The organism is Sphingopyxis microcysteis (assembly GCF_012274265.1).
Classification (GTDB): domain Bacteria; phylum Pseudomonadota; class Alphaproteobacteria; order Sphingomonadales; family Sphingomonadaceae; genus Sphingopyxis; species Sphingopyxis microcysteis.
On record NZ_JAANYY010000003.1, the window covers coordinates 1 to 26,180 of the forward strand.

The 26,180-nt window shown below is 65.8% G+C and carries 12 protein-coding genes; 8 read left to right on the forward strand and 4 right to left on the reverse strand.

Annotation, left to right across the window (positions count from 1 at the left end; genetic code table 11):
* Positions 1–177: 177 nt before the first annotated feature.
* The 8 genes from G9408_RS07775 to G9408_RS07810 all read left to right on the forward strand — a co-directional run bounded on the left by G9408_RS07775 (position 178) and on the right by G9408_RS07810 (position 19,766).
* Positions 178–3,276, forward strand: coding sequence for a CHAT domain-containing protein (locus tag G9408_RS07775; protein ID WP_168453500.1), 3,099 nt, complete (start codon positions 178–180; stop codon positions 3,274–3,276).
* Between the two features lie 103 nt (positions 3,277–3,379).
* Positions 3,380–5,371, forward strand: coding sequence for a CHASE2 domain-containing protein (locus G9408_RS07780; protein WP_408021873.1), 1,992 nt, complete (start codon positions 3,380–3,382; stop codon positions 5,369–5,371).
* Positions 5,358–6,116 (forward strand): hypothetical protein, encoded by a 759-nt coding sequence (locus G9408_RS07785; RefSeq protein WP_168453502.1) that lies wholly within the window; start codon positions 5,358–5,360, stop codon positions 6,114–6,116. The genes G9408_RS07780 and G9408_RS07785 overlap by 14 nt, the downstream gene beginning before the upstream one ends.
* A 187-nt stretch (positions 6,117–6,303) precedes the next feature.
* Positions 6,304–8,124 carry a ShlB/FhaC/HecB family hemolysin secretion/activation protein gene (locus G9408_RS07790; protein ID WP_168453503.1) on the forward strand — a complete coding sequence of 607 codons (1,821 nt, stop codon included), beginning with the start codon at positions 6,304–6,306 and terminating at the stop codon, positions 8,122–8,124.
* Positions 8,125–8,154: 30 nt separating this feature from the next.
* Positions 8,155–16,578, forward strand: a complete 8,424-nt coding sequence (locus tag G9408_RS07795; protein WP_168453504.1) for a hypothetical protein — start codon at positions 8,155–8,157, stop codon at positions 16,576–16,578.
* 135 nt (positions 16,579–16,713) lie between these two features.
* Entirely contained in the window at positions 16,714–18,201 is a 1,488-nt protein-coding gene (gene cysS, locus G9408_RS07800; RefSeq protein WP_168453505.1) for a cysteine--tRNA ligase, read from the forward strand.
* Positions 18,202–18,457: 256 nt separating this feature from the next.
* Positions 18,458–18,814, forward strand: coding sequence for a phosphopantetheine adenylyltransferase (locus G9408_RS07805; RefSeq protein ID WP_168453506.1), 357 nt, complete (start codon positions 18,458–18,460; stop codon positions 18,812–18,814).
* 7 nt (positions 18,815–18,821) lie between these two features.
* The gene (locus G9408_RS07810; RefSeq protein ID WP_168453507.1) at positions 18,822–19,766 is read left to right on the forward strand and encodes a D-2-hydroxyacid dehydrogenase; all 945 of its coding nucleotides are present in this window, start codon (positions 18,822–18,824) and stop codon (positions 19,764–19,766) included.
* A 109-nt stretch (positions 19,767–19,875) separates the two neighbouring features.
* On the opposite strand, the gene G9408_RS07815 is transcribed toward G9408_RS07810, so the two are convergent.
* The 4 genes from G9408_RS07815 to G9408_RS07830 are packed head-to-tail and all read right to left on the reverse strand — an operon-like array spanning position 19,876 to position 26,028.
* Positions 19,876–20,724 carry a phosphodiesterase gene (locus tag G9408_RS07815; protein ID WP_168453508.1) on the reverse strand — a complete coding sequence of 283 codons (849 nt, stop codon included), beginning with the start codon at positions 20,722–20,724 and terminating at the stop codon, positions 19,876–19,878.
* 42 nt (positions 20,725–20,766) lie between these two features.
* Positions 20,767–22,701, reverse strand: coding sequence for a cytochrome c3 family protein (locus G9408_RS07820; RefSeq protein WP_168453509.1), 1,935 nt, complete (start codon positions 22,699–22,701; stop codon positions 20,767–20,769).
* 10 nt (positions 22,702–22,711) lie between these two features.
* Positions 22,712–23,593, reverse strand: coding sequence for a hypothetical protein (locus G9408_RS07825; RefSeq protein ID WP_235957625.1), 882 nt, complete (start codon positions 23,591–23,593; stop codon positions 22,712–22,714).
* The gene (locus G9408_RS07830; RefSeq protein ID WP_168453510.1) at positions 23,593–26,028 is read right to left on the reverse strand and encodes an NAD(P)-binding domain-containing protein; all 2,436 of its coding nucleotides are present in this window, start codon (positions 26,026–26,028) and stop codon (positions 23,593–23,595) included. The genes G9408_RS07825 and G9408_RS07830 overlap by 1 nt, the downstream gene beginning before the upstream one ends.
* Between the last annotated feature and the right edge of the window lie 152 nt (positions 26,029–26,180).

Consider the following 26,180-nt stretch of genomic DNA (forward strand, 5'->3'; position numbering starts at 1 on the left):
CGGAAAATAGGGCTGAAGGCGGGCCATTTGCTCGTCCGTCAGCCAGAATAAATCGCTCAAATTCAGGCTCCTTCACGGTCGCCTGAATCATAATCGCTACCGCAAATCAATGGGTCCTGACCCTAGCCACGATCGCGTCGGCATGGCGCCTCTGACCTTGTGTTTGGGGAATTGGTGATGACCGTGCGACGTCTATTTTGCTTGCCGATTCTGACCGCGCTCTGTGTCGCGTCGTCCGGAACCGCTCAGGCGCAGGTCACCGACCCAACTTTACGCGACAGTTTTTCGATCGGCGACCAAGGCGGCTCGCTGTGCGCCGTCCAAGCGACGGTGCGCGACAACGTCATCGGCGGCATGTTCGATCGTGCCTGGGTGATCCTGTGCCGCGACGCCAGTCAGCCGGTGGGATATGTCCGCATGCTGCGCGCCAGCCCCGACCAGGCGCTCGCCCGGATCGAACGCGGCCGCGCCGACAGCGTCATCTGCGCCGCCGACGGCACCTGCACGGTCAGGGACAGCAGCGTCGCGTGGCAAACGCGGGTCGAAACGGACGGAAACACCGCATACACGGTCGAAGGCTTTGCCGCCTATGCCGACGCACTGAATCTCGCGCTCGAATCGGTCCGTCAGCGCAGGGTCGTCCCCGGCGTGATCAAGGTTGCAACGACATCGGTCGGCGCCAACGACGGTTTCGCGCGCACGCTGGCCGGCGCCATCGACGTCGACAAGGCCTTGGCCGAGGGATATCGGCGCAACCACAGCGGCGATTATGCCGAAGCCGCCGAATTTTTCGAAACCCTGTCGCGCCGCGCACAGGGGGACGAGGCCGCCGCCGACATCGACCCGACCGAATTCACCCTGAACCGCGCGCTGCAACGATCGAACCTCGGCGAATTTGGCGAGGCGGAACGGCTGTTCGCCGAAGCCGAGGCGGTGCCAACCAGCGATCCCGTCCAGCTCCGCCTGCGCCGCAATTTCCGCGCCATTCATGCGCTGAACCAGCGCAATTACGACAGCGCGGCCGAACTGTTGCAGCAACCGATCGCGCCATTGACCAGCGCCGTCACGGTCGATGGCGCCAGCGTCACGCTGACCCCGGCGATCGTCGCCGGGGTGAACAGCGGCAGCAACGCCCGCGCCGTCCAGCAGGCATCGGACCGCGAACGGCTGACCCCGATCGAGCGTGCCCAGATCATCGACGCGCAAGCGGTGCACCTGCTTGGCACCGTCGAGCGGCTGCGTGGCAATGGCGCCGCGGCCAAGACGGCGCAGCTCAAGGGGCTGACCGACGCGCTCGCGGTGCGCGAAGGCCGGGTCACCTCGATCGTCCGGCTGCGCTCGCAAATGCTGGGCGAGCTGGCGCTGGCCGAAGAGGCGCTCGGCGACATTGCCGCCGCCGATGCGCGCTTTCTGGAATCGGTGAACGCGCTGGCGGTCGAATATCCCGAAACCAACGCGCTTGCCTCTGCCCGCGCGCGCTACGCCGCTTTCCTGACCCGCCACGAGCAGGACGACAAGGCGCTCGGTATCTATCGCGACGTTGTTGCCGCGCTTGCCGGATCGCAGCGCTCGACCACCGGCATGGCCAACATGATGGCACCCTATTACCGGTTGCTCGCCAGCCGCGCTGCCACCGATGCCACCGCGGTCGGCGACTTTTTCGTCGCCAGCCAGTTGCAGGTCCGTCCCGGCGTCGCCGACACCCAGGCGGTGCTGGCGCGCGAACTGTCCAGCGGCAGCGACGATGGCGCGCGGCTGTTCCGTCAGGCAACGACGCTGAACCGCGACATCGAGCGCGCCCGGATCGAGGATGCCCGGCTCGGCCAATTGCCGGTTTCGCCCGAAATCAATGCGCTGCGCGCCGACCTCAAGACCCAGATCGACAACCTGTCGTTCCAGCAGGCCGAAACGATCGTCGCGCTGAGCGCCTTCCCGCAATATCGCGTCGTCGCGCCGGGCAAGCTCGACCTTGTCGAACTGCAACAGGTGCTGCGCGCCGACGAAGCCTATCTCAAAATGCTGGTGGTCGGCGATTCCGTCTATGCGATGCTGATCGAACCCGGTGGTGCCCAGCTCTGGAAATCCGACATCAGCGCGGCAGGGCTCGACACCGCGGTCGACGCGATCCGCTCGACGATCTCGATCGTCGAGAATGGCCGCCGCGTGACCTATCCGTTCGATGCGGCAACCGCGTACAAGCTCTATGGCCAGCTGTTCGGCCCGGTCGCCGCCAAGCTGCCCAGCGTTGCCCATCTGATCTTTGAACCCGATGGCGCGATGCTGCGACTGCCGATCAATCTGCTGATCACCGCCGATACGGGGCTGGCCGCTTACGAACAGCGACTGCTCGATCCCGATGCCGATCCGTTCGACATGCGCCAGGTCGCGTGGCTTGGGCGCACCTCGCGGCCGAGCACCGCAGTATCGACCCTCGCTTTCCGCAACGCACGGCAGGCGGCGCCGTCGAAGGCCGCCAACCAATATTTCGGGCTGGGCCAGAATTTGCCGGTCGACGGCACCACCCTGCCGTCGCTTGGTACCCGCGGCGCGGCGGGCAGCGCGATCGACAGCGACTGCCAGTGGGACATCGCGCAATGGGCGCGGCCGATTTCCGCCGACGAGCTCGTCACTGCGCGCAACGCCATGGGCGGCAACGCGGGGACGCTGCTGACCGGCGGCGCCTTCACCGACAGCGCGGTCAAGACGCGCACCGACCTCGATGACTATCGGATCATCCATTTCGCGACCCACGGCCTCGTCACCGCGCCGCGCCCCGCCTGCCCGGCGCGCCCCGCACTCGTCACCTCGTTCGGCGACGGTGATTCGGACGGGCTGCTGACCTTTCAGGAAATTTTCGACCTCAAGATCAATGCCGACCTGGTCATCCTGTCGGCGTGCGACACCGCGGGCGCGGCATCGGTCGCGGCCACCCGCGAAGCGGGGCTGTCAGGCGGCGGCAACGCGCTCGACGGACTGGTACGCAGCTTCATCGGCGCCGGCGGGCGGTCGGTGATCGCCAGCCATTGGCCGGCCCCCGACGATTTCGACGCAACGAAGCGCCTGATCGGCGGTCTGTTCGGATCGGGTCAGGGTACCAGCGTCGCCGACGCCATGTGGGGCACGCAGCTGCGGCTGATGGACGATCAGCAGACGTCGCATCCTTATTATTGGGCGGGCTTTGCGATCATCGGTGACGGCGGCCAGCCGTTGCTGCACGGGACCACGGCCACTGCCGCCGCGCCCGCGCAGGAAGGTATCGGCCGCGCTGCCCGCTGAACCCATGCCCTTGCCCGAAGCCAGCCTCACCGCGGACAACCCGGTCGCGCCCGATGACCAGCGCCCCGCTGTGCCGCTGCGCAAGCAGGTGCGGCGTCTGGTCATGCAGCTTGGCCCGTCGCGCATGGCGGCAACGATCGTCTTCCTGCTCGTCGCGATCCTGATCGCGCGCTTCAGCTGGCAGATGCCGTTGATCGATGCCGCCGAGCGGGCGCTGTACGACGCGCGCGCGACACTGATGGCGCCGCATGTCGAACAGGACAAACGCATCGTCCTGATCACCTATAATGATGAAACCCTGTTCAACACCGGCATCCGGTCACCGCTCGACCGCACCCTCCTTGCCAATGCGCTCGGCAATATCGACCAGATGGGGGCAAAAGCGATCGGCATCGATATCGCGTTCGATTCGCCCCGGCCCGACGACGAGGTGCTGAAGACGCAGTTGCGCGCCATGACCACCCCGACCTGGCTCGCCTATGCCGAGCAGGCGAGTAATCCGAACACGATCTTTTACGAACAGCAGAAGTTTCTCGAAGCCTTCATCGCTGCGGTCGCGACCGACAAGACCAAACCGACCAGCGTGCTGTTTCGGACCGACGACGACAGCGTGATCCGCACCTGGCCCGACCGGCCCAAAAACCTGCCGCCGCTCATGTCCAACGCCATGGCGCCGGTCGATCCGGCCTTTGCGAATTTCCAGGGCAATATTCGTTTCCTGGTTCCCGCGCGCGCCGCCGCGGGACAGGAGGAGCCCGTTTTCGCCAATATCCCGATCGACACCTTTGCGATGCCGATGGACGCCGACATGCGCGCCGGGTTCGCCGAGCTGGTGAAAGACCGTTACGTCCTGATCGGCGGCGACATCATCGACAACGACCAGTTCAACACCCCGCTCAGCCGCTTTACCGATCCGATCACCGGCCAACACGAAACGATGATCGGGCTGGAAGTTCACGCGCACATGCTGGCGCAGCAGCTCGACAATGCGTGGTCACGGCCCCTGTCGGTTCCGGCGCTGTGGATCCTGGCGATCCTGATCGTGCTGGCGGGCGGGCTGACCAGCCTGATCGACCTGCGCGCGCGCTGGGTCGCGCTCGCCTTTTTCGGGCAGATGGCGTTTTTTGTCGCCTTCCCCTTCTGGTTGCAGGGACGCGGGGTTGATACGACGACCCTGCCGACCTTTGGCTGGGCGATCGGTTGGCTGTTCGGCTATGCGGCGGTCGGCACGGCCGCGCGCACGATCGGGTCGCGCCAGCGCGCCTTTGCCCAGTCGGCGCTCGGCAAATATCTGCCCGCCGACGTCGCCGCGCAGATCATGCGCGATCCCGACCAACTGTCGCTGCACGGCGAACGGCGCAATATCTTCTGCGTGTTCACCGACCTCGAGGGCTTCACGAAACTCAGCCATGCGGTCACCCCGGAAACCGTCGCGCGGTTGCTGAACGAATATCTCGATCGCCTGTCCGACATCGTGCTGGAACATGGCGGCACGATCGACAAGTTCGTCGGCGACGCCGTCGTCGCCTTCTGGGGCGCACCGCTCAGCCGTCCCGACGACGGGCCAAAGGCCGCCGCTGCCGCGTTCGCAATGTATCAGGCGGGCGAGAAATATCGCGTCGACCTGGCCGCCGAAGATGTGCCGCCGATCGGCATGACGCGCGTCGGGCTGCACGTCGGCGACGCGATCGTCGGCAATTTCGGCGGCGAAGGGCGTATCCAATATACCGCGCTCGGCGACAGCATGAACACTGCGGCACGGCTTGAAGCTGCGAACAAGAGCCTGAAGACGGGTGTCCTGATCTCCGCCGAAGCCGCGGCGCGATCGGATCGCGACGATCTGATACCGATGGGGCGGGTGACGCTGCGCGGTCGTGCTCAGCCCGTCGATGTGCTGACCCCGCGCCCCGACCTTGCCCCCGAACAGCGCGCGCGCATCGCGGCGCTTGTTGCCACGCACACCGCGGGCGACGAAAATGCCTATGTGACCTGTGCCACAGCAGCACAGGCCGAATTCGGTCAGGATCCAGCCATAATGTTTCTGATAGAACGTCTGAACAATACGAAGAATGGAGAAAGCTATGTCCTTTCCTGATCTGCCAAAGGGCCGCCTTGCCCTCTCCGCCGCCGCGGCGATCATGGCGGTTGCGGTGGTCGGCAGCGCTGCCGCGCAATCGATGGTCGTCCGTTCGACCGGCCCGTCGGCGAGCAAATATCCGACGGGCGCCAAGCTGAAATCGGCCGACAAGCTGACCCTCGTTGCGGGCGACAAGGTTGTATTGATGCAGGCGGGCAAGACCCGCACCCTGTCCGGCCCCGGCACCTTTGGCGCCAGCGCTACGATCCAGACCAGCCAATCGATGAGCGGGACCGTGACGCGGATGCTGGCCAAGGGGCCGACGATGCGGTCGCGCGGCGGATTTTCCCGTGGCCCCGGCGACACTGCACCGGTCGAGGCGCGGGCGCCGAACCTGTGGCTGCTCGACTATCGCGAAGGCGGCACCTTCTGCGTCGCCAACCCGGCCACGTTGATGCTGTGGCGTCCCAACATGGAGGGCGACACCGCGCTGGAAATCGAAAGCGCGGGTAAAAAATCGACCGTCGCGATCGTCGATGGCGCCAATTTCCGCAAATGGCCGACCGATGTGCTGCCGGTGCAATATGGCGTCGATTACCGGCTGTCGGGTGGCGGCCTCGCGGCGCCGGTGACGGTGCGCTTTACCGCGCTCGAAAACGCGCCCGACACGGTCGAAGGATCGGTCGATATGCTGATGGCAAAGGGCTGCACACCGCAGCTCAATCGGCTGGTCGACGCGATGTCGGAATCTGAAGCAGGTTGAGGCAAACGGATTTGGCCGGGCATTGAACCCGGTCGAGCCATCTGATACAAAACGGGCGAAAATCTGCCGCTACAACCGGCAGAACCTTTCCTTGGGTCGAACAATTCGCGCTGCCCGGCTTTGCGGCAGAGCCATATGAATTTCCGCACCGCGATTTCGCGGTCGCGTTCGTACTTAAGGGGTGGTGATGACCAAGGGGGATGTGGGATATATTGCGCGCGGGCGGCCGAAACGGGCGGGGCTGCGGCGAACGCTGATCGGTTCGGCCGGACTGGTCGCGGCCGCGATGCCCGCCGCGACACTGGCGCAGGTCACCCCGCAGATCCCGACGCGCGAGGAAATCCAGCAGCCGACCCTTGCGCCGCTGACCCCGCCCAACGAACAGGTGGTGACCGCCGACGACGGCATCGAGCGCGCGCCCTGCCCGCTTGCCAACCCCGAATTCGCCAATGTCCGCATCACGCTGCGCGGGGTCGAATTTTCCAGTGTGGCGGGCATCGACGATGCCATGCTGGCGTCCAGCTGGTCGGATAAGGTCGGGCAGGATCTGCCGATTTCGGTCGTGTGCGACATCCGCGACCGCGCCGCGACGATGCTACGGTCGCAAGGTTATCTCGCTGCGGTCCGCGTGCCCCCGCAAACGATCGACGATGGCGTCGTACAGCTCGATATTCTGGCGGCGCGGATGTCGCGGATCGAGGTGCGCGGCGACGCCGGTGCCAACGAACCGCTGCTACAACGCTATCTGTCGCGCCTCGACGATCAGCCGGTGTTCAACATCATCGATGCCGAGCGCTATCTGCTGCTGGCGCGCGATATCCCGGGCATGGATGCGCGGCTGACGCTCCGTCCGGGCGGCGCCCCGGGCGAGGTCGTCGGCGAAGTCACCGTGGCGCGCACACCGGTGCTGTTCGATTTCAACGTGCAGAATTTCGGTTCGCGCGACGTCGGGCGCTGGGGCGGGGTGGCGCGCGTCCGCCTGGCCGGGCTGACCGGCATGGGCGATCTGACGACTGCCAGCTTCTATTCGACCCCCGATTTCGACGAGCAGCAGGTTGTCCAGCTGGCGCACGAGTTCCGCGTCGGCGGTGAAGGCTTACGGCTGGGCGCCAGCTACACTTACGCCTGGACGCGCCCCGACATCACGGCGTTCCCGATCAAGTCGAAAACCCAGGTCGTCAGCCTGTTTGCCTCCTATCCCGTCACGCTGACGCAGGCGCGGCGCTTGACCGTCGGCGGCGGGCTCGACCTGATCGATCAGGACATCGGGCTTGGCGGGGTGCCGATCAACCGCGACCGGCTGCGCGTCTTTAACCTGCGCGCCGACGCAAGTTGGATCGACCCGTCGTCGGTGGCGGGTCGCGGCGGCTTCAGTCCCAGCGAACCGCGCTGGGCGCTTTCGACGTCGATCGAAGCGCGGCAGGGCGCCAGCTTCCTTGGCGCGAGCGACGATTGCGGTCCCGGCGGGGCAACCTGTTTCCTGCCCGGCGCGGTACCACTGACCCGCGTCGAGGGCAAACCCGACGCGTTTCTGCTGCGCGCCAATGCGCTCGCCGAATGGCGACCGCACAAATTATTCACCCTTTCGACCGCCCCGCGCGCGCAATGGTCGAACGATCCGCTACTCGCTTATGAGGAGTTTTCGGGCGGCAATTTCACCGTCGGGCGTGGGTTCGATCCCGGCACGATCATCGGCGACAGCGGCATCGGCGTCGCGCTCGAGGCGCGCTACGGGTCGTTCGTCCCCGCCAATACCAAGGCGTTCGCGGTGCAGCCCTTCGCCTTTTTCGACGCCGCCTGGGTGTGGAACAAGGATACCGCATTCAACGGCCTCAATCCGCAGAAACTCTATTCCGCGGGCGGCGGGGTGCGCGTCGCCTATGGCGATGTCGCGCGGCTCGACGTGACGGTCGCGGCGCCGCTGAACCGCGGCGGATTCCTGGTCAAAAAGCCCGACCCGCGGCTGCTGGTGTCGCTGACCACCCAATTTGGCGTGAAGGCGCGCTGACCCATGACGACGACATCGAGGACTACAGACATGCGTGCCACGGCCAATCCCGCACCGACCCGCAACGGCAAGCGCCGCCTCCTCGAAAGCTGTGCGATCGTGGCCGGGCTCGCGGCGCTGGCCTATGGTGGACCGGCGCTCGCGCAGGTCGCGGGTACCGGGCAAGCCGTCACCGGTCCGGGGCTCAGCACGCCAACAATCTCGCCGCCGGGACCGGGACCAACCACCGTCGACACGACGGGCGCCCAGACCATCATCAACTGGACGCCGTCGAATGCACCCGTCAGCGGGGTGATCGACTTTCTGCCCGCCGGCAATTCGCTCAACTTCACCGGTACCGGCCAATATATCGTCCTCAACCGTTTCATTTCCGGCGCAGGCCTGCCGATCTCCGACCAGATCGCGATCAACGGCACCGTCAACAGTATCGACTTTGCCACCTCGGGCGGGCGCGGCGGCAATATCTGGTTCTATAACGCCGGCGGCATTCTGATCGGCGCGAGCGGCGTGATCAATGTTGGCAGCCTGGTGCTGACGGCGAACGACATCCTGACCACCGACGGCCTGCTCGGCCCGGCGGGCGAAATCCGGTTCCGCGGCGCGGCGGGCAGCACTTCGGTGATCACCGTGAACGGCGCGATCAACGCCAATACCGCGCTCAGTCCCGGCAGCAGCTATGTCGCGCTGGTGGCGCCGCGCGTCGTCCAGGCAGGCGTCGTCCGCGTCGACGGATCGGTCGGCTATGTCGCGGCCGAGCAGGCCGATATCCGCATCAACGGCGGGCTGTTCGACATCAATGTGCAGGTCGGCGCAGAGGGCGGCAACGTCATCACCCACACCGGCACCACCGGCGGCCCCGGGCATCTGGACAGCAACCCGAACGACAGCCGCGTCTATATGGTCGCGATCCCCAAAAATCTGGCGGTCACGATGCTGGTGTCGGGCCAGATCGGCTATGACGCGGTATCGGCGCAGGTCGATCCCAACGGCGCGGTGCGCCTGTCGGCGGGGTATAATGTCACCAATGGCGAAGTGAACGATACGCCGGTGAACGGCGTCGCGGCGAACATCACCGTCGGCGATACATTGTTCAACAGCAGCGTCGTGGCGCGCGCCAGCGGCACCTTTGCCGGTCGGCCCGACAATCTGATCCCGGCCAGCACCCCGCCGACCCCGCAAACCGGCAAGATTATCGTACGCGGCGATGCCGATTTCGGCGGCGACGCGGGTGCGACGCTGACCGCCGGGGCCAACCAGGCGATCGAAGTCGACGGCGCCTTGGCGCTCCAGTCGCTGGGCCAGCTGCAAACCGACGGATCGCGGCAGGGCGGCAATGCGACCTTGTCGGTCCTCGGCGGCTCGGTCACCGCGGGCTTCATCACCGTCGCGTCGATCGGCGCAGCGGGTATCGGGACCGGCGGCGACGGCGGCGACGGGACGGGCGGCGATGCGACCGTCCTGATTTCGGGCGCGGGCAGCACCCTCACCGCCAACGGCCTGAATGTCCAATCGACCGGGATCGGCGGCGGTGTCACCTTTGATTCGAGCGGCGTAGGCACGGCGGTCGACAACAGCGGCGACGGCACCGGCGGCAACGCAACACTGACCGTCGAAAACGGCGGCGCGCTCGCGATCAACGGGTTTGTGAATGTCGCAGCGACGGGCATCGGGCAGACCGGCAACATCCAGTCGGGCCGCGGCACCGGCGGCACCGCGCGGATCGGGGTGACCGGCGCCGGAACGTCGCTCAATGCGCTGGGGACCGGGGTCAGCGCCGATGGCTTTGGGGGCAGCGGCATTTCGCAGTCGGGGACTACCATTTCGACCCAAAACGGTGGCGCAGGCGCTGGCGGCACGGCGGCGATCGACATCAATGCCCCGGCCGCGACGACCGTCGATCTGGGCGCAGTCAACATGTCGGCGAGCGGCAGCGGCGGCGACAGCAGCGGGATCGAGGGCGCGTCCGGCGCCGACGGCAGCGGCGGCAACGTCAGCTTGACGGTCGATGGCGGCATCGCGGTCAATATGAGCGACCTGCTCCTCAGCGCGGCAGCACGCAGTGGCGGCGCGACCACACCCAGCAATCTGACGTCTTCATCGGGCGACGCCGTCGGCGGCTCCGTCACGATAGCGGTCGCGAACGCCAGCGGCATCATCAACGATGGCAACACGTCGATCAACGTCAGCGGCGTGACCGGGGTCGCGAACAACATCGGCAGCGGCACGGGCGGCGATGTGATCGTGCGCGCGGCCACTGGCGGCCTGCTTTCAACCGATGGCAATGTGGACATCAATGCCGTTGGCGGCAATTTTGTGTCGTCGGGTGTTTTCACCGCCGGCATCGCGCGGGGCGGCAACGTCGATCTGACTGCCGATGGCGGCACGATCAGCGCAGGGTCAATCTTTGTCGACACGACCGCACAGCGGCCCAATGCCGAAACCAGCGGAGGCGCGGTGACCGGGGGTACGATCGACCTGCTGGCAACCAACAATGGTACGATCATCGCGACGAACACCGGCGGCTTCAACGAATTTTACGCATCGGCATCCAGCGGCAGCGCGCCCAGCGACGTCGCCACCACCGGCGGCACGATCCAGGTGATTGCCGACGGCGGCGCCATAACAATGGCCAATTTTGCGAACTTCTCTGCAACCGGCGTGTCCGGTGGCAATTCGGTCGTCGGCGCTTCGCCGGTCGAATCGGGGATCGGCGGGACCGTTCTGGTCCGGGTGCGCAACAGCGCCACCGGTGCAGGCAGCATGACTTTCGATGACATTTTCTTTGAAGCAAACGGTGCCACCCAAAGCTTTTCCGAAGGCATCACGGCGGGCAATGGCGCGGCAGGTGCCGTCGGCGGCACCGCGACCTTTGATATGCAAAGCGGCACCTTTATCGCCAACCAACTGACCGTCAGCGCCAACGGCTTTGGCGGCAACGTCGCCGGAACCGGACGCGGGGGAACGGCGACTTTGACGCAAACGGGCGGCACGATGACGGTCGGCACGCTGTCGGTTTCGGCATCGGGTCGTGGCGGCTTTGATCCTGTCGTTTCGGGCAACGGGGTCGGCGGCACCGCAACGCTCAATCTGCTCGGCGGCACGCTGAACGGCGGCAATGTCTCTGTCTCCGCCAACGGCGAGGGCGGCAACGGCGCCAATGGCGATGACGACGATCCGACCAACCCGACCCCGACCGGCGCCGGGGGCACAGGACAGGGCGGGACCGCAATCGTCAATATCGACGGTACGGCGGTGATCAATACCGCCACGCTCGCGGCCTATGCCAATGGCGAGGGCGGCGAAGGCGGCAGCTATTTCGCGTTCAATGGCGTCGCCGGCGATGGCGGCAACGCGGGCGATAGCGTCGGCGGCACCGCGACGATCAATATCGTGTCGGGAACGCTGACCACCGGGGATCTGATCGCCGACGCCGGCAGCATCGGCGGCGCGGGCGGCAACGTCTTTGCGTCGAGCAGCTCGGGTTCGGTCACCGGAATCGGCGTCGGCGGCAATGGCGGCAATAGCCAGGGCGGCACGGCGACGATCGATTTTGCGACCGATTTTACTGCCACCGGCACGGTCGCCAGCACTGCGCGCGGATCGGGCGGCGTCGGCGGCTTTGGCACCGTCGGCGGCAATGGCGGCGCCGGGGCGGGCGGTCTGGCCCAAGTCATCGTTTCCGATTTCGATGCGGGTGCGCTGGCGCTGACCGTCGATGCGTCGGCGATCGGCGGCAATGGCGGCTTTGGTGATGACGGCGCCGGCGGCGACGGCGGCAACGCGGCGGGCGGCATCGGGCGTATCGAAGCCGATGGTGCCAATGCGAATATCAGCGTCTCGCAGGCCAATTTCGTCACCGCGGCGACCGGCGGTAATGGCGGCGGCGCCAACAGCAGCTTCTTCTCCGAAGAACTTGTCGGTGCTGCGGGTGGCCGCGGCGGCGATGCCACCGGCGGGACGCTTGAGATTGCGGCCAGCAACGGTTCGACCGTCGCGATCACCCCTGAAACCAGCGGCATCATCGCGCTCAGCAGCGCGGGAACCGGCGGCAACGGCGGCAGCGGCGCATTCAACGGCTTCGGCGGGATGCGGGTTGGCGGCGACGGCGGCAGCGGTGGCGGCGGCACTGGCGGCACCGTGCGCCTGTCGGCCAATGGCGGCACCATCACATCGAACGGCGCGGCGGTCGACATCAACGTCAGCGGCCTGTCGGGAATCGGCGGCGCTGGCGGCACGGGAAGCGCCGGGAATGGCATCGCGGGCGGATCGGTCGGGACAACGGGGGGCCGCGCCGTCGTCGACGCCTCGGCCACGTCGTCCGGCATAGGCGTGGTCGATCTGGGGGCGACCACGATCGCCGCGAACGGCGACGCCGCGGGCCGGATCGAGGTCCGGAGCAACGGCGAAATCACGTTCGCCAGCCTGACCGCCGACGCGCTCGGGACAGCACCGCCGACCAACAACGACACCGACGAAGCCCCGGCTGGGATCTTCTTTGCCGTAACGGGCGGCACGATCGCCACCACCGGCGACATGACGCTGACCACCGACAGCTCGTTCGGCACCTATGGCCAGTCGAACGGCAGCGTCGCGGTGGATGGCAACCTGCTGATCACCGCCGCCGACCAGATCGACATCCGGCACGATGGGCGCGAAGGAACCGCGCGCACAATCGGCGCGAGCGGCAGCCTGTCGGCAACCGCCGGCAGCATCAGCGGCGCGCCGGGCAGCTTGCTGGGCGCGGACGGAACCTTGTCGCTGACCTCGACCCTTGGCGGCATCGGGGTCGACCGGCTCGACGGCAACAACATCGTCGTCACCGCGGCAGGCGCGGCGTCGGTCGAGCATGCCGAAGCGGTCAATGATTTCACCGCCAGCGGCGCCAGCTTCCGAACCGGGCTCAATTCGATCATCACCGGCGGCGATATCTTCGTGACCTCGCCGGGCGCCGTCGATCTGGGTAATTCGACCGCGGGCGGCTTCGTCCAGGTCAGCGGCCAGTCGATCCTGTTCAACAATATCGATGCCGGGTCCTCGGTCTTCCTGACCGCGACCGGCAACGCCCCCGGCGCCGAAGGGATCAGCGGCGGATCGATCGATGCAGGCGGCAGCGTCGACCTCAACGCAACCCGCATCGCCATCAGCGGCGAAATAGCGGGCGGCGGCGCCCTGTTTGCCAATGGCAGCGCCGGACCAGTGGCCATCGCGCTTGCCAATATGGGCGACTTCATATCGGTGTCGGCCACCGGCGACATTACCGGCACCTACAACACGCCGAACAGCATCCGACTGACGTCGGACGCCAATATCAGTGCATCGGCGAACGCGACCGGGTTCGAAAGCTCCAGCAGCGGCACGCCGATCGCCGCGAGCGTCTATGTCGATGCGGGCGGTGACGTCGTGCTGACCAATAACAGCGCCACCGGCATGTTCGGGGTCCGCGCGGGCGGGTCGGCATCGGTCAACGGCGCCAATGTCGGCGAAGACGTGCTGGTGCTGGCGGGTACCACCGCAACGCTGGCCAACATTACGGCGGGCGACGACCTGACAGTCACGGCACCGGGCGGGATTACCGCCAACGGCCTCGCGACGACCGGCACCGGGCCCGATGATCGAACGCTCAGCTACGGACCTTTCAGCCCGTCCGGCCCCAGCTTCTTCCAGGCCAATTCGTCGCCCCCCGACCTGTCGAATATCACCCTCACCGCATCGGCGGGTACCATCGGCGGCGGCAATATCGCAGCGTTCGACAATCTCGGCCTGACAGCATCGGGTGCGGTGACGACAACCGGCACGCTGGCGTCGGGTCAGGCCACCAGTGTCAGCGGCGACAGCATCGCCTTTGCCGCGATCGATGCGGGCAGCACGGTCAACCTGACCGCAACCAACGCCATTACCGGCGCGAACATCGCCGCGGGCAGCGACATCAACCTGATCGGCGACAGCATTGCGCTGACCGGCGCCGTGACCGGCGGCGCAAACTTCTTTGCCTTCGGCCTCGGCGGACCGGTCGCGGTCAATCAGGCGGACGCCGCCGGGACGATTTCGATCTTTGCCGACGGCAACCTCACCGGAACCTATGTCGCTGGCGGCGACATTCGGTTGAATTCCAACGCGAATGTCGATGCTTCCGCGACCGCCAATGGCGGCTTCCCCGATCCCAGCGGGATTCCGACCCAAGGCAATGTCTTTGTCGAGGCGGCGGGCAATGTCGTGCTGGCGAACAGCGCCGCCGCGCGTATGTTTGGGGTCACCGCAGCCGGATCGGCGACGATCGCGGGCGCCAATGCGGGCGAGGATATGCTCGTCCTCGCAGGCACGACCGCAACGCTCACGGGGATCACTGCGGGTGATGACGTCGATGTGCGCACGGTCGGCGATCTCTCGGCAACCGGGGTCAGCGCGACGGGCGCCGGCGCCGATACCGCCATGTTGGGATTTGTTGCGGGCAGCGGCTTCACGATCAATTCGGGCGAAGGGGTGTCGGCAACCGATGGCTCCGATGTCCGGCTGTCGGCCGGCGGGGCGATCAGCGCATCGGCGCTGTCGGCAGGCGACGACATTATCGCGACGGCACCCGGAGCGATCGCGATCAACGGCGCGACGACGCTTGGCCTTGGCGCGACCGGCGGCAGCAGCGACATTCGCACGCAGGGCGGCGACACGACGCTGGCGGGGCTCAATGCCTTTACCGACGTTCTGGTCACGTCGACCGGCATCTTCAGCGCGACCGGCACCGTCGCCGCGGGGCGCGACATTGCCGTCACCGCTACGGCCGCCAATCTCGAAACGCTGGCCAGCCCCGGCGGCTCCTTTGTCAGCACCCTCGACGCCGGAGCGAATCTGACCGTCACCACCGCGGGTGACATCATCGGGGGCCGGGTGCGCGCCGGGGGCGATCTGACGCTGACCGGCGCCCGCATCGACATCACCCGCGCCCAGACCACCGGGACCGGACAGCTGACCCTCGACGGAACGAACGGCGTCAATTCCAGCAATATCCAGGCCGGCGGCGCGACCCTGCTCAACGCAAGCAACGGCGCCGTGACCTCCGACGGACTGATCTCGACCGGTCCGGTGACCGCAAGCGGCGACAGCATCAACCTTCGCACCGGTGGCAATATTGTCTTCGCCAGCCTGACTGCCGATGTCGGCGATGCGGTGGTGCGCACCAGTTCCGGCACATTGACCGTCACTTCGGGCGTCGTTGCCGGACGCGCCGCGCTGAGCGCGGAGAGCGGCGATGACATCATCATCGACCAGCTCACCGCGAACCGTGCCGATGTGACGACGCAGGGCGACATCACCGTCAACACATTGCTGACCGCCCGGAACATCTCGCTGCAATCGAACGACATCATCATCGCCAGCGGCGCACGGGTCGGTACCGCGGGCAGCACCGATACGCTGTCGATCGAAAACAACGATGTGTTCAGCCAGACGTTCGTCGGCGGCACCGGCACCCGCAACGGCTTCCATCTCGACGCGAACGAGCTTACCCGGCTGTTCGGTACGAATATCGAGGTATTCGCGCCCGAAGTGCAGGCGGCGAACAACACGTCGGTGGGCAGCGCTTCGCCGCCCGACATCATCGTCGATAGCTTCACCCTTGCCGGGGGTGCCGCCGGGTCGAACCTCGGTGCCAATGGCGCCCTGACCATTCGCACCCCGGGCAAGATGCGGGTGATCGGCAATGTCCAGCTGACCGGCCTGACCGACGCGAACGCGCTCAACCTCTTTGCTGGCGACGCGCTCGAAGTCATCCTCGGACAGGGCACGGTGCGACTGGTCAATGGCGCCAACGCCGCCGGTCAGCTCAACATGGTGTCCGACGACATCATCGTCGCGACGACCGCCGCGATCAACGACGTCGGCGCCGCGACAACGACCAACGCGATCGAAGCGCGTCTGGCGCAGAACGACGGCGTGCTGATCGACGAAGGCGCGCTGTTCGCACGCGGGATCCGCGGCGAAGTCGTCGGCGGTTTCTATGTCCAGAACAGCGGCAGCGGCACCGATTTTGCCGCCCGCCGCGGGCTCAGCTTTGGCGCAGGCGGGCTCAACATCGTCACCAGCGGTCCGTCGCGGATCGTCATAAACGGCGTCCACATCGGGCCCAATGGCCAGGTGACCGGACTCGACACCATCCCGCTGCTGACCATCGGCGGGGTTGCGCCCGTCGCGGGCAGCTTCGATCCGCGCTCGACCTTCAACGGCTGCCTGATTGCCAATGTCAGCGCCTGCGCCTTCATCGACGTACAAAGCAACTTCCCGGTCCAGGATGTCATCGAAGAAGAGGCCGACGCCGTCGATGAGGATGGCAACGGCCAGAGCCTGCCGGTACCGCTGATCACGATGCGCGACCTCGATCCGCTGAGCGGCGAGCCGCTGCTCGACGATCCGGTGACGGGGGCGGGCAACGATGATCTGTGGACGCCGACCGAACAGCCCTGAACGTCGCCCCCGCGCAGGCGGGGGCCGCCGGCGGCCTACTCAACGGCGAATTATAGTGGCCGCTCGCGGCCCCCGCCTGCGCGGGGGCGACGCAAGAGTTGACGCCTCCCCATTGCGCGAGGCATGGGCGCGAGCATGACCGACGCCCCTGCCTCGCAGCCGCTGATGCTGTTCAACAGCCTGACGCGCCAGCTGGAACCCTTTGTTCCCGTCCACCCCGGCGTTCCCGGTGATCCGGCGAACCCGCCGGAGGCGCGCGTCTATAGCTGCGGCCCGACGGTCTATAATTACCCGCATATCGGCAATATGCGCGCCTATGTCTTTGCCGACACGCTGGGCCGCACCCTGTCGTTCAAGGGCTATAAGCTCACCCACGTCATCAACATCACCGACGTCGGCCACCTGACCGACGACGCCGATGCGGGCGAGGACAAGATGGAAAAGATGGCGGCGGAGAAAGCGCAGTCGATCTGGGACATCGCGCGCCACTATACCGAGGCCTATTGGGCCGACGTGAAGGCGCTCAATATCCGCCAGCCTGCGCACTGGTCGATCGCGACCGATTATGTGCCGCAGATGATCGAATTTGCGAAGGCGATCGCCGACAAGCATTGCTACGAGCTTGAGGGCGGCCTCTATTTCGACACCTCGACGGTCGCCGACTATGGCGCGCTGGCGCGCGCGAAAACCGACGAGGGCGAGGGCCGCATCGAGGAGGTCGAGGGCAAGCGCCACGCCGCCGACTTTGCGATCTGGCGCAAGACCCCCGCGGGCGAAACGCGCCAGATGGAATGGGACAGTCCCTGGGGCCGCGGCGCGCCGGGCTGGCACCTCGAATGTTCGGTGATGTCCGAAGCGCTGCTCGGCTTTCCGTTCGACATCCACACCGGCGGCATCGACCACCGCGAAATCCACCACCCGAACGAAATCGCCCAGAACCAGGCGCACAGTTGCTCGGACGCGAGCGGGGCGCGCATCTGGATGCACAATAATTTCCTGATCGAACGCTCGGGCAAGATGAGCAAGAGCGCGGGCGAATTCCTGCGCCTGCAATTGCTGATCGACAAGGGCTACCACCCCCTCGCCTACCGCCTGATGTGCCTGCAGGCGCATTATCGCAGCGAGCTGGAGTTTTCGTGGGAAGGTTTGGGGGCCGCGCTGACACGGTTGAAGCGACTGGTGATTGGCTATCAGCGACTGAAGGAATCGGTCCCTTCGGATTGGCAGCCGACATCTCTCGAAACTATCTTGTCCACGCACATGGACCAGTTCGATGGCGCAATCTCGAATGATCTAAATACTCCGATCGCTTTGACTGCTTTTGAAGATTTGTTGTTGGCGAAAAAGATCGACATCCGGAAACGGCTGACGGTTCTCGGTCAGATGGATTCGGTTCTGGGATTCGATCTAGGCAGCCTGACACGCACCGACCTGCGCATCCGCCCCAAATCGGCCACCATCACCGAAGACGAAATCGAAATCATGCTCACCCGCCGCAAGGAAGCGCGCGCGGCCAAGGACTTCGCGACTTCGGACAAACTCCGCGACGAGCTTACCGCCGCGGGGGTCGAGGTGATGGATGGCGACCCGCTTGGCTGGGATTGGCGGCTCGACGCCAATTGAGCATCATTGGGTTGGGTCGAAAAACCACCTTCCCGAGTCCGGCTTGGAAAGTCGGGATCACCAATCACCGTAGCCTTGAGCTTGTCGAAGGGCGCCTCTCGGCGATAGGCGCCCTTCGACAAGCTCAGGGCTACGGTTCAATCCGAACAGAATGCTCCCCTCTCGTCATCCTGGCGAAGGCCGGGATGACGATGCGAACGGGAATGATCGCGCTTTAAGGACTTGCCCCGGCGCCGCGGGCTGCTAACTTCGTTGCATGTCGCAACTGATCTGCTGGCTGCTCCTCGGCCTCGTCCACCTGATCCCCGCACTCGCGCTGTTCCGCCCGGCGCTGATCACGCGGCTCTACGGCGTTCAGCCCGACAGCCCGATCTTCCTGCTGATGCACCACCGCGCGGCACTGTTCTTTGCGGTGCTCGTCGCCTGCGTATGGGCGGCTTTTGATCCGGGCGGACGCAAGATCGCGACCCTGCTCGCGGCGATCAGCATGCTCAGCTTCCTTTTTCTCTATCAATCCTACGGCCGCCCCGCGCAGCTTGGCACCATCGCGCTCGTCGATCTGATCGGCCTTGTCCCGCTCGCCTGGGCGGGGTGGCACGCATTTCAGCAATAGGAATTTCATGACCAAGACCGTCACCGTCCTGTCCGGACTCATCCGCCCGCTCGTCGAAAACCGCCTGCCCGACTGGGTCGAACCGCGCTTCTTCGCGTCCAAGGACGAAGCGCTTGCCCTCGCGCCAGATGCCGAAATCGGCTGGTTCGACATGTATGACAAAAAGGACATGGCCGCGGTCATCACCGCCGCAACCAACCTCAAATGGCTGAACTCGATCTACGCCGGGGTCGACGGCATGCCGCTCGACCTGCTGCAGCAGCGCGGGACCGTCGTCACCAATGGCGCGGGGATCAACGCGATCACCATCGCCGAATATGTGGTGATGGGGATGCTCACCATCGCCAAAGGCTATCGCGAAGTCGTTCGCGCGCAGGAGCGCCGCGAGTGGCTGATCGATTCGCCGGGCAAGGTCGAGCTTTACGGGTCGAAGGCGCTGCTCCTCGGCTATGGCGCAATCGGCAAGCTGATCGAGGAGCGATTGAAGGCCTTTGCGGTCGACGTGACGGTGGTGCGGCGCTCGCCCGGACCGAACACGCTCACCCCCGATCAATGGCGCGCGCAGCTTGGCGATTTCGACTGGGTGATCCTCGCGGTCCCGGCGACCCCCGAAACCGACGGCATGATCGGCGCCAGCGAACTCGCGGCGATGAAGCCGAGCGCGACGCTGATCAACATCGCGCGCGGCAGCGTCGTCGATCAGGACGCGCTCGTCGCCGCGCTCGACAGCAGGCAGATCGCGGCCGCCTTCCTCGACGTCACCACCCCCGAACCGCTACCCGCCGACGACCCGCTGTGGAGCCTCGACAATGCGCACATCACCATGCACCTGTCGGGCCGCGCGCAGGACAAAATGTTCGTGCGGTCAGCGCAGCGGTTTCTGGAAAATCTGGCGCGCTGGCACAAGGGCGAGGCGGTCGAGCCGCGGGTGGATCTCTCGCTCGGCTACTGACACTTTTGTCTCGTCATCCCGGCGAAGGCCGGGATCTCACCCTCGCGTTCCGAAGCACCGGCGAGATCCCGGCCTTCGCCGGGATGACGGATGATTTTGATACCGGTGTTTATCCCGGCCGCTCGGCCTTCAATTCACGCACCAGCGGCTGCAAATTCGCATCATATTTCGCCAGCATCGTGTGCGCCCCGGCGAAATCATAGAAACTCACCAGCTCGCGCCCGTTCCAGCGGTGCAGCGCATAGGCGGGGTCTTCGGCGACGATCATCGGGCGGTCGTCGGGCCGGTCGGCATCGATCGGGCGCAGGTCGAGCGAGACTTGCGGCGCGGTCGATGAACAGATGGCGACGGTGCGTCCCTCCCACGCCACGGTCACGCTGCGATGCAAATGGCCGCAGATCAACCCGCGCACCTGGCTGTGCTTGCGCACCACGTCGGTAAAGGTCGCGACCCATGGCTCGTCGGGATGGGTGTTCATCCACTCGATGCCGCTTTCGATCGGCGGGTGATGCATCACGATATAGGTCGGCTTTGCGGGATCCTTCGCTAGCTCGGCGTCCAGCCACGCCGCGCGTGTCGCACAAAAAGCGCCGCCATGGCGCCCTTCTTCCAGCGTATCGATCGTGACCAGTCGCAGTTCGGGCAGCTCGATCGCATATTGGACAAAGCCATTGCCATCGTCGAGCCCCGGAAAGCGCGCATGGAAATTGTCGCGCAGGTCGTGATTGCCGACGCTGACCCACACCGGAAAGGGACAGCGCGAAAAGGCGTTGGCCAGACGGCGATAGCTGTCCTCGTCGCCGCGATCGGTGACGTCGCCGGTGGCGAGGAGCAGATCGGGACGGTTCGGCCCGTCGATCAGCACGTCGAGCACCTCGTCGAGCCGTTTGCGATTATATTCGGCCGGATTGTCCGGATCGAACCCCAAATGGATATCGGTGATCTGCGCGATCAGCACATCCGCCCCCTGCTCCGGCCCATCCTGGCCCCGGTCCTGAACCTATCCGCCCCGACTTGCCCCGTGCAAAGCAGGTGTGCGCCATGTCACTTTGTAAAGTCCCCGCCCCTCGGCGCCTGTGATCAAGCTCACACCATAGGTAGCACGCAGGGGTTTATTTGTGATTGCCGCGCTATTTACCTTCCGCTGACGCTTCGGCGCCCACGGCTGGCCGCCGTCCGAATGATATTCGTGGCACATCGCGCAGGGCGATTCGGTCGCGGTTTCGACCTTCACCAGCCGCGCGCCACTTTCGCCGACATGGCAGTCGCGGCATTGGCGGAGGCCCGGGACGAGCAGGTCAGTCGACGTTTTCGACGCGGGCGCCGCGGTGTGGCAATCGGCGCAATCGGTCTCGCGGTGCGCGTCATGGTCGAACCAGCCCTTTTGCAGATAGCGCGCGGTCTGGTTCACCGCGGCGACGCGCCAGTTTTTCCCTGCGGCGGGCGCAAAGATCGTGTGGCAATCATAACAGGCGCCGCCCTTTGAAAACACGGCGCGCACCGCGTCCTGCGCGCGGCTCGGCCGCACCGCGACCTCGTTGAAATAGATGTTGTACACCTGCCCCTCGGCATAGGCGCCGGGGCGGCGGCGCTGCATTCCGCCGAGTTGCAGCGGGCGCGCGGGCGGGGTCGAACGGTAATAGGCGGTGAGGTCGGCCACGACCTGATCGGGCTCGCCATGGCGCAGCGTGCGCGTCACCCCACCCACGGTCTCGAACGCCAAGCTGTGACACATCGCGCAGTCGCGTTCCATCTCGACCGGCTTGACGCGCACCCCGTCGGCCTCGACGCGGTGGCAATTTTCGCATTCCAGCTTTTGCCCGAAATCATAGCGCCCGCGGAAACTCGCCGCCATGCGCGCGACGCCGCCGGTCGCCTGCAAATGCATGTCGTGCGGGAATTTGAGACCGTTATAGTCGACCGTTCCCTTGCCCGGCGCCGCGCGTGCCAGCTTCGCGCCGGGCGCAGCGCGGACGAGCGGACGAAACTCGGGGTGGCCGGTTCCAAAGTCGGCAGCATCGGCCAGTAGCGTCGGATGTCCCGCGGCCTTCAGTCGCCCCTGCATCCCGTCGTGGCAGTCGGCGCAGAATTTCTGCGGCGTCGCGGGCATCGGCCCGGCGCCCTCATGTTCGGTGTGGCAATCGACGCAGCGCCCCTGCGGCCGGTTGAACACCTCGCCGACATTGGCCAGCAATTTGTCGAACCCGCCATCGGGTGCGCGCGCCGCGAGCAGCATCGCGGTCGGTGCGCCCGCGTGCGCGGTGCTCATCGCCTTATGCTCGCCGGTGTGGCAGCTCACGCACGCGGTGTCGGTGACCGCCACGAACGGTTCGACATGGCACGACTGGCAATCGTCCTTCAGGCTGGCGTGCGCGCTCGACAGCGGTCCGGACGACCAGCTGCTGTCGGCGTGGAAACCCTCGGGGCGTTCATCAACATTTTTATAGCTGTACCAGGCCCAGATCGGTCCGATCAGGAACGCCGCCAGCATCAGCACGGCGAACGCCCACGCGCCGACGCGCTTGCCGAGCATCACGCCCTGCAGCGAGAAGGCCTTTGCTTCGTCGACGTCCTTCGACGATTGCGACAGCTCGTCGATGCGTTCGACCAGCAGGATGATCTTGTCATCCTCGCGCGCGATCGTCAGCCGGTGGCCGCCGAACCGCAGCTCGCCGCCCGCGGCGCTGTCGATGTCGGCGACGGTTTCGCTGCGGCCGTTGAGGTCGAACCCCAGCCCCTCGCTTGCCGCGACGCGAACATGGCGCCCATCGGTGCTGCTGATCGTCGCATGCTGCGGATTCACCGCCAGGTCGGCGACGTGGATGATGTTCGAACCGTCGCGGCCCAGCGTGATCGCATCGCCCGGCAGCGGCTGATCGCGGACGATCTGCTTGCCCGTCTTGGTCGTCGAAACGCGGCGCAGGATGAAGCTCATGATCCCCGCCTCACCAGTAGAAAAAGACGCTGATGATATGCGCCGACAGCGCCGCGATCAGCGCGAAGGTCAGCGGCACATGCACATAGAGCCAGATTTCGAGCAGTGCGCGGAGCCGCAGATGCGCGCGCAGGCGTGCCAGCGCCGCAACCTTCTGCTTCAGCAGGCCGGTCACCTTCTCGCGCGCCGCCGCGTCGCTGCTCTGCGACGCCGCCAGCGTGCGCAACGCCGCCGCGGTCGCGCAGTTCGGATAGCGCCCGCTCAGCCTCGCGCCGATGCCGCCCGCGAACGGATCCTCATCGAGCGCTGCCAGCACCGGCGCGGTGTCGGCGGGGGTCAGCGGCTGCGCGGCGCTGTGCAGTTGCCGGTCAAAGGCGCGGATCGCCTCCAGCATCTGCATCTGCGTCATTTCGTCGCGATTGTTCGACAGCGCAGCCGGCAAGGTCGCATAGACGATCACCCCGTACAGCCCCGACAGGATGACCAGCATCATCAGCGCCCAGGCGAGCGTATGGACGTTCCAGCCGAGCTGGAACCCGGTGTGCCAGGTGCCGATGACGATCAGGCTCAGCCCAAGGTAGACATGCGCCGACGTCCACGCCTTCAGCGACCAGTAATCGCTCGTCATCTTGCGCTTGCGATAGCCGAGCGCGGTCAGCCACAGGATCAACCCCGCGCCGATCGTGCCCAGCGTGTAGCCATACCAGCTGCCGCCATTGTGCCGCGGCGTGACGTCGACCAGCGCGTAGGAGATGATGATCAGCAGGCAGAGGCCGCCGGAAATCTTGGCCCAGCGAAATCCCGCATAACGCAGGAACCCCTCATGCTTGCGCTCGCGCACCCGCTCGGTCTGGGTCGCCTTGTGGCGGCGGCGTTGAAACAGCGAGGCCATCAGTCGGTCGCCTCGTCGAGCCGCGCGATCGACAGGAATTCTTCGGGCGACACGCGGATCGCGGCGCCGGTCGGACAGGCGCGAACGCACGCCGGACCGCCCGCGATACCCTTGCACATGTCGCATTTGACCGCGATTTTCTTGGGCTTCTCTTCGCCCAATTGCTTCTTCGTCCATTTGGGCGACGGTTCGCCGGGGCCGGGGCCAAAACCGGTGAGCAGCCAGCGGAGCAAGCTGGGCTTTTGCGGCGGCGCCGCCTCCATGCGGATCACGCCATAGGGGCAGTTGCGCATACAATTGCCGCAGCCGATGCAGCCCGGCTCCATGAACACCTCGCCATCAGGGCCGCGGTGGATCACGTTCGGCGGACAGTCGGCCATGCAATGCGGATGCTCGCAGTGGCGGCAACTGGTGGGCACATGCAAATGCGCAAAAGTCTTGCCCGCCTCGCGGTCGAGCCGCGACAGCCCTTCATGGCTGTCGGCGCACGCCTTTTCGCAATTGTCGCAGCCGACGCACAGATTTTCGTCGATCAGCAGCGCGTCGGTCGCCTCGCCCAGCCCCTCCTTCATGATGAAGGTCGCGGTGTCCGAATAAAGGTCGACCGCGCTCGAATAGCTCGCCTTGCGCGATTCGATGAAGTCGTTCATCGCCGCGCGCTCGGCGACCGCGGCCTCGGTCGCGGCGCGCACCTGCGGCCGCGCGCTCAGCATCTTGCGGAAACTCTCACCGGTCAGCTTGATCAGTTCGGCGCCGACCGCGGCCTTGACCGTGGCATTTCTGGGTTGCCCGCTCAGCACCCCCATTTCGCCGAAGAAGCTGCCCGCGGGCAGGTAACGGAGGAAGATCGGCTTGCCGCCGATGTCCTTTTCGACGACCATCGATCCCGAGCGGATCACATAGACATCATCGCCCTGCTCGCCCTCGGTCAGCACGACCTTGCCTGCGGGCACCCGTTCGACCTCCGCCGTATCGACGACCGGTCCCAGATCCTCGACGGTCAACCCGCCCTTGAAAATCTGGAGCAATTGCCGCTCGAGCGAGATGCGGTTGATCACGCGCTTGGCGCCCGGCACTGCCGCCATCAGTTTCAGCGCCGCAGTGCGCGAAACCTCGACAAAGATCGCATCCTCACCCGCGCGGATCGTCGCGCCACGCTTGCGGCCCGAAATCAGCCCGACCTCGCCAAAGATCGACCCCTGCTCGATCGGCACAGTGATGTCGGGACCGACCTCGACCACCGCATGGCCGTCGGCGATCGCGAACAGCGACGAGCCCGGCTCGCCCTTTTCGAACACGACGTCGCCCCTGCGGTAAAAGGCGACCTTCGAATCGAGCATGAATTCGCGCATCTGCAGCGGCGACACATCGGCAAATATGCGGATGCGGGTGCGCAGATATTCCAGCCATTCGCTGACCGACTTTTTCTGCGGCAGATCGGCAAAGATCGCCGCCAGATCCTTTTCGTCCGCCGGGGTCAGCGCGCTGTTGCCGTTGATGAACTCGACGACGTCATAACCCTGGTTCATACAATGCTTGATCAGCGGATAGCCCGCGAGCGCGCCGATGACGTAAAGACCCGGCACGGTCGTTTCGAACGTCGGCGACAATTTTGGAAAGGCTTCGCGGTCGGGGCCGGTGAACTCGATCCCCATCGATTCGACAAAGCCGCGCGGCGCGACCGACCCCAGCCGCGCGACGATCACGTCGCATTCGATCTTTTCCTCGCCATTCGGGGTTTCCAGCGTCAACCAGCCCGGCTCGACCTTCTTCGGCTGCGTCTCGGTGCGGATCGACATGAAGCCATTCTCGCCCGCCTCCATCATGTCGGCGACATTCTTCGCCTTGGCGCGCGCAAAATCCTTCGACCGGTTCAGGATGGTGACGGTGTTTTCCAGCGCCTCCTCGGCCACCCCCAGCGCGTTCTCGATCCCCGCGTCGCCCGACCCGACGACGGTGATATGCTTGTCCTTGAAATCCTCGGGATCGTCGACCTGATAGATGATGTGCGGCAGGTCGGCGCCTTCGCAGCGCATCCGGTTCGGGTTACCCTGCGTGCCGATCGCCAGCACGATATTTTCAGCGTGAAAGACGTCGCCCTTGGTGGTCTTGATCGCGAACGCGCCCTTTGCGCCCGTCACTTCTGCGACCTCGGCGTGATACGCCACATTCACCTTGTTGTTCGCGGCATCCTCGTCCCAATTGCCAAGGATATATTCGCGCGCCCCCTCGGCAAAGCGGCAATCGGAGCGCAGGTCGAGCCGTTCGGGCGTCGCCAGCACCCGCTTGCCCTTCTGATATTTGAAGATCGTGTCCGACAGATGGTCGGTCTTTTCGAGCAATATGTGGCTGAGCCCCAGCTGCGCCGCGCGCGATGCGGCGCTAAGCCCCGCAGGACCCGACCCGATGATCGCAACCTTCACGGGCTCGCTCATGCGCTCGTCACCGCGCGGCCAAGGCCGGTGTCCCTGTCGCTGGCCGTGATGCTGACGAACGCGCGCACGGGCATCCTACCCCCCTCTCGCCAGCCCCCCGGCGAATACATAACGGATGCGACCCGGACTTATGTCCTGGACGCAAAGCTATG